5 protein-coding genes are annotated in these 17,818 nt (G+C 61.7%); 3 read left to right on the forward strand and 2 right to left on the reverse strand.

Annotation, left to right across the window (positions count from 1 at the left end; all coding sequences use genetic code 11):
• Positions 1-160 precede the first annotated feature (160 nt).
• Together NKI97_RS33170 and NKI97_RS33175 are read right to left on the reverse strand one after the other, a co-directional pair.
• Positions 161-841: a hypothetical protein gene (locus NKI97_RS33170; RefSeq protein ID WP_352838410.1), complete on the reverse strand. Its 681-nt coding sequence runs from the start codon at positions 839-841 to the stop codon at positions 161-163.
• Positions 842-968: 127 nt separating this feature from the next.
• Positions 969-1,166 carry a twin-arginine translocase TatA/TatE family subunit gene (locus NKI97_RS33175; RefSeq protein ID WP_352838411.1) on the reverse strand — a complete coding sequence of 66 codons (198 nt, stop codon included), beginning with the start codon at positions 1,164-1,166 and terminating at the stop codon, positions 969-971.
• 453 nt (positions 1,167-1,619) lie between these two features.
• On the opposite strand from NKI97_RS33175, the gene NKI97_RS33180 reads away from it, so the two are divergent.
• Genes NKI97_RS33180 through NKI97_RS33190 form a run of 3 tightly spaced genes read left to right on the forward strand, consistent with a single transcriptional unit; the run spans position 1,620 to position 17,483 of the window.
• Positions 1,620-11,330, forward strand: a complete 9,711-nt coding sequence (locus NKI97_RS33180) for a hypothetical protein (RefSeq protein WP_352838412.1) — start codon at positions 1,620-1,622, stop codon at positions 11,328-11,330.
• On the forward strand, positions 11,327-16,834 hold the full coding sequence (locus tag NKI97_RS33185; protein ID WP_352838413.1) for a hypothetical protein: 5,508 nt from the start codon (positions 11,327-11,329) through the stop codon (positions 16,832-16,834). The genes NKI97_RS33180 and NKI97_RS33185 overlap by 4 nt, the downstream gene beginning before the upstream one ends.
• Before the next feature lie 31 nt (positions 16,835-16,865).
• Positions 16,866-17,483 (forward strand): hypothetical protein, encoded by a 618-nt coding sequence (locus NKI97_RS33190; RefSeq protein ID WP_352838414.1) that lies wholly within the window; start codon positions 16,866-16,868, stop codon positions 17,481-17,483.
• The last annotated feature ends 335 nt before the right edge of the window (positions 17,484-17,818 follow it).

The raw sequence follows: 17,818 nt of genomic DNA on the forward strand, positions 1-17,818 counted from the left end.
TCTTCAGAGAAGCGGCTACGTTTCATGTCCTGGTCCTCTCGATGGGCCAGAACGAACTTCAAACCGGATTAGATCAGAGGGGCAACGTCATCGTCCTTGACCACGGTGATGAAGGCGAATTGTTCATCGCCTGCGGCCGGCCGACGAGCAAAGCGCGTGATCAGAAATTTATGGTCTTACTCTCAAGGGTACGGGTACCGAGAACCCCAAAGGCCGAGGATCCAACAGCGGGGGGTATTCGAAACAAAGTCACGATCGGTTGATCATCAACCTTGAACAGCGCTTCGAACGAAGGAAAATCATCGACTGCCCCAAAATAGGTGATTGTTCGAGCAGAAACATTTATCTCGAATATCATGTTAAAGTCTAAGTTTGGTGCACCTGTAAAACAGGCGTCGCTAGCCTTGCCAATCATCGAAATGCGCAGCTTTCCATCGTCGAGAGCGACCGGGCCAATTTCGCCAGCTGACGTATCCACAGTTTTCCTACATTCCTCGTCGCCGTCATCACAATCGACCTCGACCGATTGCGACTCGATGAATTTCTTATCGATTAGGTTTCCGGCGTCGTCGTACTTTGCATAGGCCGCTACTCGAGAAGAGTCGTTGGGATTATTCGAAAACTCCCTCTGATCAGTGAGAAAACAGTCGCTGACTAGCGGCACTGGTCCTGGAATCATAGTAAGGTTCTCGTGGTTTGGAACTAGCGTCACGTAGCCTGGATTTGTGTCATGCTTATTGGGGATGAAACCCCGCATCCAAACTTCAAACTGGCTAGCCTGCGCTCCCGTTGAACCGAGGAGAGTTGTGAGCACAATGGCGAGAAGAGACTTCGCCTTCATTTGTTCCTTCTCCACTTTGGTGAACGTATATGTAAACTCGCAGGATTAGAGGCGCCAGCCGACGCATCAAATCCCCCGTGTTTGTCGGCGAGTATGCAGGCGAGCGTTTGCACAAAAAGCTTCAACGCTACTCAGACTTTGAAACATCCTTCATTGAGGTCACCTTTCTGTCGAGAGAGCCGCCGCCATCCTGGCGCAACCCGCGCCTGAACGCGGCGATGCCGCCTCCCACGTCTCCCATCAGGGCAGAGATGCGCCCGCGCCCGAACAGCACGATGATCACGATCAGCACGATCGCTAAGTGCCAGATGCTCAACGCTCCCATCTCGACCCAATCCCGGTTCCTTCGGCGGCATGCATAGATCGAACGGTAGTGCGGCTCGCTGCCGTTTGGACCTCCAGCCGGTCAAGTTCGACGCCTGATGATACTTGTCTCATGAAATTAATCCCACCATACGCAAGCAATAGCTTGACGAACGCTTCTGAAAGCGAACCCAAAATCCCCCATCTCTTCCAAAATGCATGTATCTTTCGTCCAAATCAATAGACGGTATAAATATTTTGAGCTTTGTGGATTGACGAAGGCGCAGGCGGCCGTAATAATCAACACAGGTGGGAAGAATAAATTAGGTCGTCGACCACTAGGGGGGAAGTCGTGACCAGTTCGCGCGAGCGCGGCGGGCCGTCGTTAGGGCGAAGCCTGCCTGTGGGGTGGCAGGAAATCCTAAACCCAAAATTGACGCGACGGGGTCTGCTGGGCGGACTCGTCGCATCGCCAGTGGCTTTGTTCGCTAAAACGGCCGTCGCCGAAGGTATCTACGAAACCACTTGGTATGATCTCGAACTTGTTGTGGCCGCGGACCAGAGCGCGGTCGCCGTGCAGGAGATCGAGGTCAAGCGCTTCCGGCAGGATGCGCCGCCCCCGCCAAAAGATCAGGCGCCGAAAAAACCGACCTACTTCGAGGAACGCTGCCTGCGATGCGTGTGGAGCGTTCCAGCCGCGGCATTCGGGGAGGATGCGTATTTCGACATGGCGCGGCCCGATTTCCGGGCCATCGACCATCAGACCCAGGATACTCCGCTGGAGCGGGTGCTTCATGTCCGCAAGGTCACGTATGGGATGCGCTTCACCCGTCAGGACCCTGTGGACGGCAAGCTGCGTTCAGGACCTGATGGAAAATATTACAAGCCCGGCTTCGTGTCGTTGCGCTTCACCAGGGCTGGCGCCGAGGCGCGGTGGAAGATCGCCTACGAGACCGACCTCTGGCTCCGCTCGACGGGAAACACCGAGGCGGTAAAGAGCAGCCGCTCGGTTCCGTTCGAGACCTTCGTGGGGGAAACAGATGCTGCGCCCGACACGGTCTACGACGTTAGCGGGAAGCTGACAGTCGACGCCAAGCGGAAAAGGCCTTGCGAGTTCATCGATGCAGATCGCGTCGGCAAGACCCTGGAGTTGACGTTCGGGAACCTGCTCGGCGCCGCACCCGCAAACGGCCAGTTCGACGTGTCGCTGGACCGCAATCTCGTGTGGCATATCGAGGCCGCCGGCGCAGCCGTCCTGCTCGCTCATAACGGCCAGCTGCGGTCGACCAAGCTTGATTTCGCCTGGCGCACTTCGGAAGAGGCGGAGCCGAAAACCGAGGCCGCTAAGCCGGGAGACAGTCCGCCGAACGGAAAGAAACCCGTCGAGCCCCGCAAGCCTCGACGCGTGATCTATTTCTCCGGCGAGGCCGCCGCCAAATCGCTGGCCGTCGTCGGCGAGGCAGGGTCCTATGTCTATGGAGCGAAGGACGGCCATGCGATTGTGGTCGTACCCGAGACAGGAAGCGAAATCGGGCTCGATGTCATCGTCGGCAGGGCCCCCCTTCTGCCCGATGTCCTCCAGACCGTGTGCGCGCTGAGCGTCACGCGCGCCGCCATCACTATCCGCGGGGCCGACAAGAAAACGATCGCAGGTGACATTGCCGCCGGAGCCTTGACTATTACCGAGACAATCACGCCAGGCGCTCGCAGCGTCGCGGTCAAGGTGCGAAGCGTGGTGTGGGGCGAGGCTTTGGGTGCGGCTACGACCCTAGTCCCCGACGACAAGAGCAAAGATGCGCTGGGACGGATAGACACGCCGGTCGGCGCGTTGACCGTCGCCCGTCCGGTGCTCGACCTGGGGTTGGACAAAGACGACCCTGCAATGCCCGCGCCCCCGCCTGCAAACAACCCCACGGTCGAGTCCGTCGCGGTTGGCGACGCCAGCGCCAAAAAGCCTGGCGACAAGTGCGTCGCGCCGGTGGAGGGAGAGCCCGTCAAACCGCGACAGGCCGAGGATAACGCGTTGGTCCGCTTCTTCCAGGTCGCCAATGGCGATCGCGCCGGCGCGCCGCGGGCTTCGATCTACGCTTTGGCGGACCGGGATCCGGTTCCGGGACGCGTCGTCATCATCCGGCGGGCGCATATCGATCTAACCTTGCGTGGCGCGGCCACCTCTCTTCCCGACGTCAGCTTCAGCGCGCTCACCTTCCAGCCAACAGAAATTCGTCTGGTCTATGAGGATGGTGCTCCAATTAAGGAGCTGCCGGGCGGGGAGCATCCGCTCCCTCTTGCCTCGAGCTATGTGTGGATTGGCGCAGCGACCCCGCCCGCGCTGCCGCTCGCTGTGCTCGATCTGTCGCGCGCCGCACTCACCTGCGCGCGCGACTATGACTTGATGAAGCTCAAGTTCCGCTTCAACGATCTGGCTCTGCACTACGGCCCCGAGCCGACCGTCCGTCCCGCGCGCGACGATGGCCGGCTGCGCGTGCGCGAAGATGGCGAGGTCCAGGACAGCCGCCCGCTTCTGGTCGCGGAGTTTGATCCCCAACACGTTCTGGAAGAGGCGATCTTCCTGCCGGAGACGCCGGCTCTGCCCGACGTGGAACTGGAAAAGCTTGCGGACGGGAAGCCGGGCAACCGGGAGGCGATCCTGGAGTATCTCTCTACGCTCCAGACGACCCGCGAGAAGGTCGAATTTCGCGAAGCGATCAGGAAGCGGAAGGTCGAGAAAGAGGCGGATTCCGGAACTTCGAGCGGCCTGTTCGCGGTGGTGGCAGACGCCCTCAAGGCGAAAATCGACAACATAGTCGGGGATTCTCGGCCGCCTGACGATCAGGCGATTTACATCGGCCCCTTTGCGCTCGACGCGGACGCGATGGGTCTCGCCCGACTGGCGGTGGCCGAAAACGGCGAGCAAGGGGTCAGAGCCAGTCTCAACGAGTCGATCGGACGGGCAGAGCAACTCGCGGCAGCCGGCGGTCCTCTTTCCGGCAAGCAACTGGAAACGCTGAATTCGGGCGGCGACGCACGCGCGGTGTTCGCAGTGGCGCTTCGCAATGAGGCGGTGCTGGAATCGCTAGAACCCTTCTACGGCGTGTTTCGCGCTTTCTGGCGCGAGGAATATGTCGATCCCGCTGACCCCGTGATGAAGGCGAAGAACAGCTCTTCGGCTGTGTCCGAAGCTTGGATGCGGGCGGAATATCTCAACGCAAACAATCGCCCCACGGAGTATCCCGCGTCCGTCCCCAGCTCCAAGCCCTTGTTCGACTCCCTGTTCGAAGCGATCGTCGCGGCTTTCGTCCAGTGGGCCCTGGGCAAGGACCACCCCACCGGCCTGATGGGCGCGCGGCTTTCCGGCCGCAGCCGCCTCGCCTTCCGCATCAACGCCGAGACCCCGATTGGCGTCGGCGCGCGTGAAGCAGGAGCGTTGCCCGACAGCGGCGACGGCGTCTCGAAAACGTGGGCGGGCAATACCAAATTTCGGCCGATCCGCTTCACCTTCGAGGGACTCACCGACTGGGCGCGTTTCGAGCCCTCGGTGACGAAACGGGCGCGAAAGCTGTTCCAGACACTGCCGTCGGGCGTGCTTCCCCGCCCGGGCAATCGGGCTGAGAATCCGAGCGATCAGGCGATGATGCGCTTCCAAGGCTTCACGGAAGGAACCGTCACCGGCGAGGCCCGCATGGCGGAGGTCCGCGCTTCGCTGAAGAGTGAGCGGATCGCGTCGCTGGAGACGGGCGAGGGAAAGCCCTGGCCGGGTGAGCCGCTTGATTTCGAAACTGCGATAGAGCTTCCGGCGCGTCTCATTCTCTCCACCGCGCAGGATGCGATCTGGCGTACCAACCGGCGCATGCCAAAAGAGCTTTTTGCTGCCTCGGAGGAAAAATCCTGTCCCGTTCTGGTATCCGAGGATGCCGTTCCGACGCTCGAAAATGGCGGCGCACCCGTCGCGGCTGAGGTCACCAACGTCACACCCTACGATCTTTGGTCGGTGCGTCTGGAGACAGCGGGCCAGACACCCGGGCTGCGCGCCGTGGCCTCGCCCGATCTCAGGCCGACGGCGCTGACCGTGCGGACGCCGGGCGCAATTCGTATTCCGGGCGAAGGCGCGCCGCCGCGCGGACCTTATGCGCCCTGGTTTATCGGTCCCGACCAGCTCGAAAACGAAACGCTGGAACAGGCTCCATCAAACATTGCCTCGCGGCTCGCCAAATGGCTCGCGGCGCGCGTCAGCCTTCGCGCCGGGTTGGGTAAGGACTATGAATACTTCCGCACGTCGCTCGACGCTTACGATCGGCATCAGCTTGTCCTTCTCACCTCGACCTACGGCCTGCCGGTCATCGGCAAGCGGCTTCCCGGCGCGACGGCGGATGCGGAACCCGGCGGCCTGATCGCCGAATCCGGCCAGATCGAGCCGGGTGAACGCTTTGCGCTTTTGGATGGCGACGACGATCAAGCGCTGCACAAGCCGGTGGCCCTGGATGTCAAGGCGCTGTCGCTGACAGCGCTGGGCGGCTCGTTCCTGCATGAGACCGCTTTCAAGCCCTCGGCCGGGGCGAGCGATCTCTACGGGCGCAAGCTCTTCGAAGGCTTTTCGATCGACACGCTGCAGCAGGACATCGTGCTCGGCCGCGATATCCGCACCGAGGTCGTCTATTCGGGTTATCTCCTGCCGCTCGGCCACAAGGCGTCCTTCGTCAAGCTGACTGAGCGCATCTTCCTGGACCTTGGTGTTCGCGGCATCAAGGCGATCCTGCGTCAGCGCATGTTCCTGCGCATGGCTGATCCTGAAAAGCTTTATGGCGCCATGGGGCAGCCGCATGCCGGCCGCCAGTGGTGCGCCAAAAAGGTTCGGCTGACGACCGACAAGACGCCCGATATTCTCGACCCGACGTTTCCGCTCGACGGTCCATTGAGCGACGACCGTCCGTTCGGTCTGAACGGACGCGTCTTTCTCGACAAGGCCCCCGGTCTGGCATTCTGGCCGCGCACCGACGTGACCGATCAAGGCGTGTTCCGCTTTCCCGTCACTATCGACGGCGCTGCGACGGAGCTGCCGATGATGTTCCTCGACAACATCGCGGCAACCTCCGAAGAGTCCGTCCTCGCCGCCTGCAAACATTACAACGCCATCGTTGCCGAAACCACGGTCGGCGGGAAGCGGCCGGCTTACACGCGCACGATGCAGGTCGCCGGGCGCAAGATCGATTATGCTCCAAACAGCCAGGCGGGCGAAGGCCAGTTCGAGACCGACCTGCTCGTCGTTCGCGCCCAGGGTCGCGCGGTATCGCCCAACGTCTCGAGCTGGATCGGCGAACTGGAAGCTCTTGAAAATTTCAAGACGACGGGCGTTCTCGAGGGAGCGAGCCAGCCGCCTTTCTATCCGGCGATGGAGTCAGCCACCATCCGGCTCGGACGGGTCGAGCGGATGACCGGCGGCGCGTCGACACCGGTGACAGTGCACTATGACGGCCACTACGTCCTCTACGGTTTCAAGGGCGAGGAACTGCCACAAGGCTATCCCGAACCAACCGGTGTCAACGCCAATCCGCAGGAAATCTTCCTGGACCTGAGCGCAATTCGATCGCTCGACATGGGCGACAACGGCGACCGGTCAGGCGGCATCGCACGGCCGAATTCCTACATCGTCGCGATCAGCCGCAGCAAAGGCCCGATTGGCGGCGACGAAGGGACCTGGTGGAGCGCTGCGCCCGGCGATGCGCAGCAAGCACCAGCGGCTGACTATAGCGGGGGTCGGCCGAGCGATGCCCGTCTCAAGGCTGCGATGGAGCTAGGCAAGCTCGTTTCGCTGGCCCCCTACTTCAACGACGCCATCCCTCGTCTCAAGCCACCGGTCCCGCCCACTAACGAGGCGAAATACGAGGACGACCAGGATCCGTATTCGGCTGTCGACCAGGTCGGCGAGGCGATCGAGCAAGTCAAATCGTTCTTCAGCATGGACGCGAGGCTTTTGGGCACTGTGCGGCTGAAGCACATCATGAAGCTGCTCGGGCTTTCGCTGGACGACATTCCGATCTTGCGGGAGGTGCGCGAATACGGCACGGCCGCGATGCGGGACCTCGATTCACTCAGCAACGACGTTCGCACCCGCGTTCTCTCTCCCTTGCGCGAGATCGTGACCATGCTGCGCCGCGAATGGCGCAAATTTGATGAGACGGTCACCGACGCGCAGGCACCCCTGAAAGATATCGGAAAGACGAATCCGCTCAGCCTCGCCGCCGTCTATCCGGAGGTCGAGACCGGGCTGAAGAAAGTAGAGACCTCGCTTGACGACGCGCTGGCGACCGAGGATGCGGCGGCGTTGGTTCCTAAGCTTGCCGCCGTCTACGCCGCCGCGAAGCAGCTTTTGCGAGGTCTCGCGGTCATCGCCGCCAATCCCATCGAACGCCTCGATGCGGCTATCACCGGCAATCTGAAAGAGAAAATCGATGCGCTGAGCAGACCGCTCGATGAGCTTACCTCGATCGTGAAGAGCTTCGAGACCCTGTTCAACGGCCTCCTCGATCCAGACAAGAAGGAGGCCGCCAAGTTCGTCACGAAGTGGATTTTCGCCTGGTTCGAAGACGCCGCCCCGGGGGCAGTCGCGCCGGTCCAAGTACCGAAGCTCGTCGATTTGATGCCATTGGCGTCGCTTCCTCCCGCGCTTCCCGATCTCCTGAAATCTGTGCTGGTGAACGTGGGAACCGAGGCCAAGGAATTTGGCGTCGAAGTGGAGCGAATCGCCGGCGATCTGGCCAAAGGAATCCAGAAGGCGGGCGAGGACGCACTGGCGCCTACGCTTGAAGCGGCCCTTTTCGCGCTTTTCGAAGGCGATAACGCCGGCGAGGCGCTGAAGAAGGGTGGGGAAGCCTACCTCAAAGAGATTCGCGGAAAAATTGAAACGGCGATCGACGGCGCCAAAGACGCGCTGGAATTGGCCAGAAAGGATGCCGTGAATGGCGCGTCGGAAACGGTTCTTAAGGCCGTGGACGCTGCCGCCTTCGCGCTGACGGAAGCCCTCGACCAATATCAGGAGCAACTCGAGGACGACCTATGGAACGCTGCCATCAATCTCGCGGGCCGCTATCCAGATGAACTTCAAGCCGTCGTCACCGGGCTGGAGAAGGTCGACGCGGCGCTCCGCAACGGGAAAACTTTCGCGGAAGCGCTGAAGGGCGGCGACCCGAAGGCCATTCTCACCGCGTCCGCTGGCTTGGCCGAGGACGTGCTGGGCGTCGACGTCGCGTCCATACGCAACGACCTTGAGGCGCTCGAGAAAGGGCTAGTGTCGAGCTTCGTCACGCGGGTCGGCGAGGTCCTGCGGGAAAAGACCACGGACGCGACGCCTCCGCAGAAGGTTGCAAGCCCGTTCCGGTTCAATCCGCCGGCCGGCTCCGTGGCCATCCTCGCCAAGGAGATCGCTGCGGTAAAAGCGTTGCGGGCGGAGAATTATGTGGCCGAAAAGCCTTATCCTCTGCCGATCTACGACGACAAGAATTCGACGCTCGTCGTCGGGAGCAATGACCTTCTCGTGGCGGTGGGGAAATCGCTGCGAGCACTGGAAGGGTTCGTCGATCCGGCGAGGAACGAAATCGATCCTGAAGAGAGGACCGAGGCTGCGGAAGCTCGAACCAGGTCGGTCTTCGCCACGCTACAAAATATCCTCAATGAACAGAAAACGAATATCGACAAGGTCGCCGCGGCCACAGGAAAAGCCGACGCGGATCGCCTTCACCTTTTCATCAAGGACGCGTTGATCCAAGTGGAAGGCGCTCACTCTGATCGCCGCGACTGCCTGATCGCCGATCTCGAAGGCCTCTATGGCGACGTGCTGGACGTCGTCGTCGCAACGCGCGGGCTGGATGCGCTGCTCGACAATCCGCCGGACAAGGGCGTGGCCCTGGAGGTGGCGCTAGGCGACATCCTGCGCCGCTTGCGGCAGCTCGGCGAGACGATGGGCGTTCGCATCGAGACCATGGCGAAGCGCCTTGCGACCTTCGCGGAACGCAACAAGCAAATCCTTGTCACGGGCGCGTTGCTCGGCGGCGCGGCGACGGTCTTGAACGGCTACATCAAGGACTCGCTGTTCGACGATCTGGAGAAAGATGTTAGAACCGCGATCGAAGAAGCCACAAAGGCCTTCGACACTGCGGAAGCGGGCCTCGTCGAGGACCTTAGGGTCGTCGTCGATTTCGCTCTCCTGCTGTTAGACGGCACGACGGCCGGCGGCGTCGCCGCGCTGAACATCTTGCTCCAAGGCCTGGATAAGATAACGGCCGCCGCGGCGAGTCTAGGCTTGCAGATCGAGCCGGAGACCAAAGCTCTCAGGCAGGCGATTGTCGATCTTGGCGAACACATCAAGGGGTATGCCGGGCTTCGACTTCCGGAGAAAATCGAAGCTACGGCGGGAAAGACGATCTTGGTCGCCCTCCTCGATGCCCCGCTCGGCAAGGGAAAGACGCCGCGCAACCTGTTCGCTTCCAACGCGGTCTCCGGCAGCTATCGGGATGTCGAGAGTAAGCTGCGCGATCTAGAGGCCGGCGCGCTGCGCGAATGGCGTAAGCTGCGCGACCGGCTCGCCGGCGCTCCCGACCGGTTACGCGAGCGCGCGGAAAAGGAACTCCTTGCCACCGGGGTCTTCAGCCCGCTCGCGTCGGTCTATGCGAAGCTGCTGGATCTGAGAAACAAGCTGCTCGTCGAACTTGGAAACATCCCGCTCTTGGGCGCCACCGCACAGAAGACGCTGCTCGTCGATCGCGCAGCCGTGCTGGATGCCACCGAGGGTGGACCAATCGATCCGGACATCGACCGCCTCGCTCAGGAGGCGGCCGTCGCGGACGATCTGGCCAAGCTTGCCGCAAGCGGCGGGGCGTTCGACGGCAATCTTCGCCGCCGGGCGGTGGCGCTGCTGAAGGGCTGGTCGGGCGCGGCGGCGCCGCTCGTCATCCTCAAACAGGCCGAAGACCTCGCCAAAAATCTGATGCGCGGCGATGTGCTGGCGGCGATCGATTTCGGCGCGTTTCGCGATCAGATCGAGGACGCCATCGCCAGCCTCATCCCGACGAAGGTCAATCTGAGCTATGATTTCGGCTCGATCGTCACCACGGATGCAGGCCCCACGGCCATTTTCCGGCCGCTCCCCGGCTCCCCCTTTGGCATCGCTCTGCGGGCGACGATCGATCTTCTCCAGAAAACGTCCGAATTCGGCGCGACGGCGAGCATCGGGCCGTTCGAAATCTTCCTGATTGGGGGCATCGTCGACGCGCTGCGACTGAAGTTCGGCGGCGCGGCCTTCACCGTTTCCGACAACAAGAGCGCGCGGTTCGACGTCGTCTACGAAGATTTCGTCATCGGCAAGGACCTCGAATTCGCACAGAAGCTGCAAAGCTTTCTCTCACCCAAGGGCGGCGGCGCGTTCATACAGCCGATGACGCGAGGGGCTGGGATCGAGGTCGGCTACGGGATCGATCTCGGCACGATCGGGGTCGGCGCCACATCCTTCTTCAACGTGTCGCTGAACGTCTCGGCCGAGCTTCCGTTTGGTGACCAGGAATCGCTCTTTAAAGTTTCGCTCGGGCGGCGGCTTTCGCCATTTACCATGGGCGTTTTTCCCTTTGTCGGATCGGGATACTTCGCGATCTACGCCGCAGCGAACGGTATAAGGGGCTTCGAGGCCTCCTTCGAATATGGCGGTGGGGCGGCGATCGGCTACGGCCCGTTCGAGGCGAGCTGCCGCATTCAGGTCGGCGTGTTCGTCCGGATCATCAAGGCCGACGGCAAGAAGACGACGGAGGTCTACGGCACGTTTTTCGCCGGCGGCTCGGCCAGCCTGTGGATTTTCCACTTCGCCACGTCGCTCTATGTCCGCCTGGGCACGGCCGAGGGCGGCGCGATGTACGGCGAGGCGATCTATTCGTTCTCGTTCTCGCTGGGGATCGCCGACTATGATTATTCGATCACTGCCTACAAGAAGGAAAATGCGATCGGCAATGCGAAGGCTGCGGCGCTCGGTCCGGGTGATGGGACGCGGTTCGCCGCGACCGAATCCGGCATTGACCCCATGACCACGGCGTCGACCGAGAACGTCCCGGTCGACCTCGTCATCGCGGCCAGCCAGTCGTCGCGTGCCTGGCAAACCTACGCAACTTACTTCGACACCGAGCTGACCAAGGAGTTCTTCCCGTGAGCGACTCCCTCGTCAAACCGCTGTTCCGTGTCGTCGCCAACGGCTCCGATCCTTCGGGCGAGAAGGTTTTTCTGACGCTGATCGCCACGCCGTTGCGGCCTGAGGCGGCTGCGACGGCCTCCGGAGCATTCGAACTCGGCACCTGGCCGGGCCGGATGGCCGAGGCGCTGCGCACGGGAACAACTCCGTTTCCGAAACTCGCGCTCTGGTATCGCGAGATCGCAAAGGACGAGCCGCCACCGATCGGCGGAGCAAGCGGCTGGAAGCGCGTCGCCATCGAGCCGCGCTATCGCGGAGCGTACAAGGATGCGAAGGGATGGGCGCTCATCGACGGGCTCTGGAAGTCGGCCCTCGCAAGGACCACGCTCCCGGATGGCTGGGCCAGGCTCGCGCAGGACATCCATGACTCCGTGTACGGCGAAAAGCACGGCGGGAAGCCCGATCGCAAGTTTAGCGGGTCACGCACCCTGGCCAAGGACGGTTCGATTACCGCTGAGCCGCCCCGATCGACCGACAAGCTCTCGGTCAACGCGATCGTCCCGGTGCGGCAAAGCGATCTAACTGTCGAGGAGGAGACGGTGCGCGCCGCACGCGTGCTCGCCAAGCAGTATGCCGGGCCGTTCGCCATTCTCGATGAGCGTGGAGCGGAGGAGACCGAGGTTGTCGACCCGCAAGCGCGGTTCGACGACGTGATCAACGCCACCGATAGCGAACGCGCCTACGCAGCCAAGACCTACGGGGACATTGCGGACGCGATCGCAGGCAGGCAGCCGGAGCCGGGCGATCCGCAAGTAACGAAGGCGCCGCGGCCCGATATCGTTCCCCCCTGCGAACTCGTCGTCGCTCCGCCGGTGATCAACGAGCATCCGAGCGAGGCCGAGAAGGCGCATAATGTGCGCCGTGCGACCCAGGATTACGGCGCATGGCTCCAGCGTCGACTCGCGTACACCGGGAAAACGCAGAAAGCGGCGGATGGAAAAGAGAAGGTGACGAAGCCGGCCGTTCCGGACTTGCCGAAATACGATGACGCGAAGGAAGAGGCCTTCCAGACGATCCGCGGCGTGTTCTTCGCGCTGCAGGGCGATCCGATCCTGTCGCGCCTTTTCTGCCTTGCTCTCGATTTCGAGGCCGATGCGAAAGCGTTCCCAGCGGGTCACTATCATCTGGCCGTCGGCTTCGAGGGTGGCGCTGCGCCCGGGCCACAAGTGGCGACGGCGGCGGCGAAGACCGGGAAGGGCTTCTGGCCCCTTTCGGTGTTTGCCGCGCGGAACAAGCATTCGCCGGACAAGCGTCTTCCGCCGCTCGTCGAGCAGGAGGACGGTTTCTGGAAACACACCTCCCAGGAGAGCAGCGGGCCGCGCTTCGAACTTTCCTCGCTCGACGTACGCCGATCCGTCGCTTCGAAGACGTTGGGGCGGGACAGAGGCGAGGCGCATCAGACCGGCGGTTTCACGTTTCTGGATCGTAGCCGGTCGGAGCAGATCGCGCGCGACATGGTGCTTGCCGAGCTCAATCGGGGGAAGGTGAAGGCGGCCGTTCCCGTGTTGCATGCCGAAGAACTCACCATCGGACGACGCCTTGATGTCGGCGTGATGTCGAAGGGCGGAAAAATCGCCTGGCGCAGCCTGATGCGCCGCTACATCGACTACAGATTCGGCAAGGACGACGCGGCGGTCGAGACCGTGCTGCGCGCTCTTGTCGAGGACAGGCTTGAAAGTAAGTCCAAGGGGATCCTTGAGGAGACATCGTTCCAGGTCGCCGCCCGGATCATGCCTAGGCCGAAAACGGGAGCCGAACCGCAAACCTACGAAGCTGTCGCCGAGGAGGCGATCTTCCTCTGGGATGGCACGCCGGGCAGCGTGCTGACCGATCGCGGCGGCGACGAGACCATGTCCAAGCCGAGCGGGCTTCCCTTTACCCGCACGCTCGACCTGCCGGGGGCCGACATCGCCGAGAAGGACTTCCGACCGCCTCCGCTTCGCTTCGGCGTTCCGTACGCCTTCCGATTCCGGTCGACCTTCCTGGGCGGCGGCTCACCGGAAGCCGAAACCGCGAGCGCCGCCGATACACTCATCCCTGCGCTGCCGGCCGCTTCAACGTCGCCGGTCGCCCGCCGCTTCCTCCGCCACGATTCGATCGCCAGTCCGATCCTCCTCCTGCCCCGTCACCTTGTTTCGAAACGCAATGGTGCGATGGGGTTCGAATCGCTCAACGAAGCTATCGTCCGGTCATGGAACAGCGAAAGCTCCAATCTGGGCGAACTTTACACAGCCGAAATTATCAAGCCGGCTTATGTCGGCGGGGTCGACCGCACCAAACTGGACGCGACAATCCGCGTCTTCGTCGCACCCGAGGCGCCGATCGATCTGGTCACCCGCCACGGCAAGCTCGACAACCCACAAGCCGCAGATATCCGCAAGGGTGGTCTGCTCGATGTCGCCTACACCCCACGGGTCAACCATGGGAGACCCATCGACGAGGTCGATCCCAAACCCGTTCCCACCGGCTTTCCGGTCGCGGTGTCCACGAGGCTCGACTCGCTGGACCCGGATGGTGTGATCTACCAACGCACAGTCATCAACGATGAAAACCAGCGCGGCGCGCCGGTCTTCGAACCGGGCGGCCTGAACACGACGACAAAGGACCAGGTCGGCTACCTTCCGGACCCGGCCGTCGAGACCTACTGCCTGCGTGCAAAGGTCCGGGACAGCGACATCTATCTCAATGATTATGTTTCGGTGAAACTGTACGACGGAACCACCTACCCGCACGCTCTGCCGCTTGTCGTGAAAGTCACGCGGCAAAAGTCTGTGCGCCCGGCGCCGCCATCCTCCATTGCGCAGCTCTGTGTTCCCGCAAAGCTCGCCTGGCTCGACCAAGAAGGCAACGACACCGTTGCCAAGGGCATGAAGGCGGTGCGGGTCCAAATGGTCGAGTTCAGGCTGTATCAGGGCGAGGATTTCACGCTTGAGGTGAGCTGCCTGCCCGCGCCGGACGAGCTCGCCAACCGCTTCTCCGCGCCCGAGACCATGGCGATGCAATTGCATCGGGCAAGCCAGGACGCCAAATCCAGGGCAGAACTGGTGAAGATGGGCGGAGACGATCTCGGCAAGGCTTGCCTGGAGGCGAAGCTCAAGGACTACGCGGGCGTTGGCGGCGGGCTCGCACCCGATAAAGGCTATCGCTGTATAGTCGCCTCCGCGCTGCTCGAGGCCATGCAGACCAAATGGCCGATCGAAGAAATCGCGGCTATCGCCACGCTGCGCATCTGCCACGTCGTAAACAAGCCCTCGGCCAGCGCCCTCGCCTGGCTTTCAAGCGACGAAACGATGCGGACGATCCGGCCGCTTGAAGTGTCCGAGAAGGCGATTCCGCAGGCTCCTCTGGACAGCGCGGCGGGTGCGACCGAACTCGGTCTCGATGGGGAAATCGAAGTCGATCTCGATCTAGTCGAATCATTCCAGATCGTCGCGACTGCGGTGGCGACAGCCGGTTTCCAGATCGACGCGCTCGACCGGGGGCGCAGCATGATCTCCAAGCGGTCCGGCCGCTGGCCGACCCGCATCCGCGGCGATGGGTGCGAGGTTTACGAACGCCCCACCGACGTCGTTGGCTTCAAAGTAGAAGCGAACGGTGCTGTGACCTTGCCGCGCGAGTCGGTCGCGCTTTTGACCGTCGCCAATCTGCCGTCCACCAAGGCGATCGGCCCTGATCTGCTGCGGTTCAATGCCGTACCGACGCAAGGCAAGGCTCAAAAAGCCTTGCGCGTTCGGCCGAACACGGCCGATTGGGAAAAGACAGGATCGCTTGTCTTTACGCCAACTGCAGGCAGACGCACGAAGATCGCACTTTGGCCACTCTTCGCCGCTGCGATCGCCAACGCAAAGCTCGAACAGTGGATCGCGCTGCCCAAAAATGGTGTGGACCGGACGAACCGTATCAGACTGCTGCAGATCCAGCGCCCCCACAAATTTGCCGACACCTTGGCGCGCAAACTGACGCTCGACCTCGTTCTGGTCTCGCGCGGCGCGGCCGCTTTCGAGACGGAGCCGAGTTACGTGGGAGGCAAGGAACAAGCGCTTTTCCGCCGCCAGCCGCTGAAGCGCGAGGAACAGGCGATGAAGGCGGCCTCGCAAATCGAAGTCTGGATGAACTCGACCAAAAGGCCAGCGGCCCCGGACGTACGGCGGCCCGAACCGTCCTTCGTGTTCACCCGCGATTTGGGAAAGGTGGAAAACAGCGAGACAGTCACGCACACCCTGGAACGCCGCGCCAGAACGCGGCTTTATCTTGGCCGTGGCTGGTTTGATTCTGGCGAGGGCGAACGTCTCGGCATCGTTCTTTGGCCACCGGACTATGACAAGCTCGACTGGACTGTCCTTGAAAACAACACGGTGCGCGTCAACGGCCGGAACCTGGATCTAAAGGAGTTCGACGACCGCGATCTGGGCGCCGGAGGCGCCTACGCCACCCGGTGGGGCGGAGACCCTATCCGTGAGGACGACTTCGCTCAGAAGGGCTATTTCATTCCTGGCGACGCGTTCGCCGACGTTGAGGAACTGCAACCAAACGACGGGAAAAAGTCGACTAAAGATGAGAAGACGTCGACTGAGCGGGCCGTGAGTGCCAATCCGCACGCGCCCATTTTCGTGACCAGCGCCTTGATGCCGATCCCAAAAGCGGCGTCGCCAAAACCCGCCGACCCGGCGGCGGCGGCCGAGGTCGTCGATAATCGCGAATTCCTCCCCGTGTCGCTGATTGCCTATCAGCCCTGCTTCGACCTCGACCGGGAGGAATGGTACGTCGACGTCGACCTGAGGGCGAACCGCGCGTCCGAACCCTTCGTACGTTTCGGGCTTGTGCGATATCAGGAGCACTCCATTTCCAAAATGCTGACGACGTCCGAGCCGGTTACCGTCCAGATTCAGCTTCTGCCGAGGCGCGAGGTCAAGGTTCTCGTCGAGGCTCTGCCGGTCGCGGACGGTGCGAAGACCCTGCCCGCCACAGGAAAGCGGGTGACGGTGACGGTGAGCGGCCGCGCCTCGCGCGGCATCAAGGAATTCGCATTCGACAAACTGCCTATGCCGGATCCTGTGCCGAAAGACTGGGACCCTAAGACGCTCTTCGCGGGATTGCGCCTTCCGAAAATCCGGGCAAGCGTGTTTCACGAGAGTGGCGAAGGTAATGCCCTCGTCCGCGTCCCGGTCCCGCTCGAAGGTTGGAAGGTGTCGCGCCCGGGAGACGATCTGCCGCTCGAAATGACCAAAGTGACGTGGGATAAAGACCCCGGCATGACGTGGACACAGTCCTTTGACCTGCCCGAGGCCGCGCTGCGCGGGCTCGGGCCGGGGCGGATGGTTGTCTACCTTGAGGAGTTCGATCTCCGGATGCCGGCGTCCTATCGCGAGGAGCCGGTGAAGATCGAAACCATGTTCAACCCGTCGACCTTCGTGGAATCCGGACCGCGTTTCAGCGCCCGCGTACCGTTCTTTGAGATAAAATAGAGACACGCAATTATGCAAATTGGGGGTGAAGGTGAAAGCAAAACGTATTCTTTTGGTTGCCGCTTGTGCATCGTTATTGGCGATTGGAAAAAGTTATGCGGGCTTCACTTGCGGCGGCCCGCTGACAGACAGCCAGGTCGAAGGGTTCAAGACCTTTTTCGACCCGGACTTTAACCCCTCGCTGACACATACCGGCGGCGCTATAGCCCCAGAGAACATGTCAAAAGTTCTGTCTGCCGCGGCCCTGAAAAAAATCGAAGTGGCTGAACCTGTGGTCGCCGCGTCTACGAAACTGAACGATGCGGGTGCGAAAAACCTTCAAGGTTGGCTAAATGCGAATGCGGGCGAATCGATACCAGGATGGTTCAGCACAACATTGGGAATTGTTGCTCCCGCGGCTTGGATGGGCTTGGCGGCGGATGTTGCGATTCAGCTTATCAATTCAAGCGGTGACGCAGGGCGGATCAAGCTTGCGAACATTGCCGGTACAGTATCGAAAGGCGGCTTTGTGGGTGTATTGCATCGGGTTGCCAAAGACGCGCAGGGCAAGCGCTTTTACATCTGGAATTATGCATACACGGCCGAGCTGAACGGACAAAAAATTACGTTCTTGCTGGCCGTATGTTCCGCAGATGTAGTTGTGAAATAGTTATGCTTAGAAAGTGATCTTCTATGGGAGATCCCATTGTGGATCGTGACCTAGAAGGGTTCGCCAGAATTCGAATGGTTGCCTTGGTGTGAGGCGGTTCTGAAACGGGGGAATTGCGATGTTGAGAGCTATAGTCATGACGATCTTGCTTTTGCCAACCGCGACTTTCGCACAGGAGGCGGCCTGTCTATACAAGGATTCCGCTTATTCGGTTCGATTCATGGGCTGTTTCCTGCGCGTCACGTTGGAATGCATGGGCCACAACCAATGGGTTGCACGCGGATCGTGCGACAGCGACACCATCCCGGCCGGAGCACCGGCGCAAGGCCTTCCGG

It is taken from the genome of Mesorhizobium sp. M0296 (genome assembly GCF_040321675.1).
Taxonomy (GTDB): Bacteria; Pseudomonadota; Alphaproteobacteria; order Rhizobiales; family Rhizobiaceae; genus Mesorhizobium.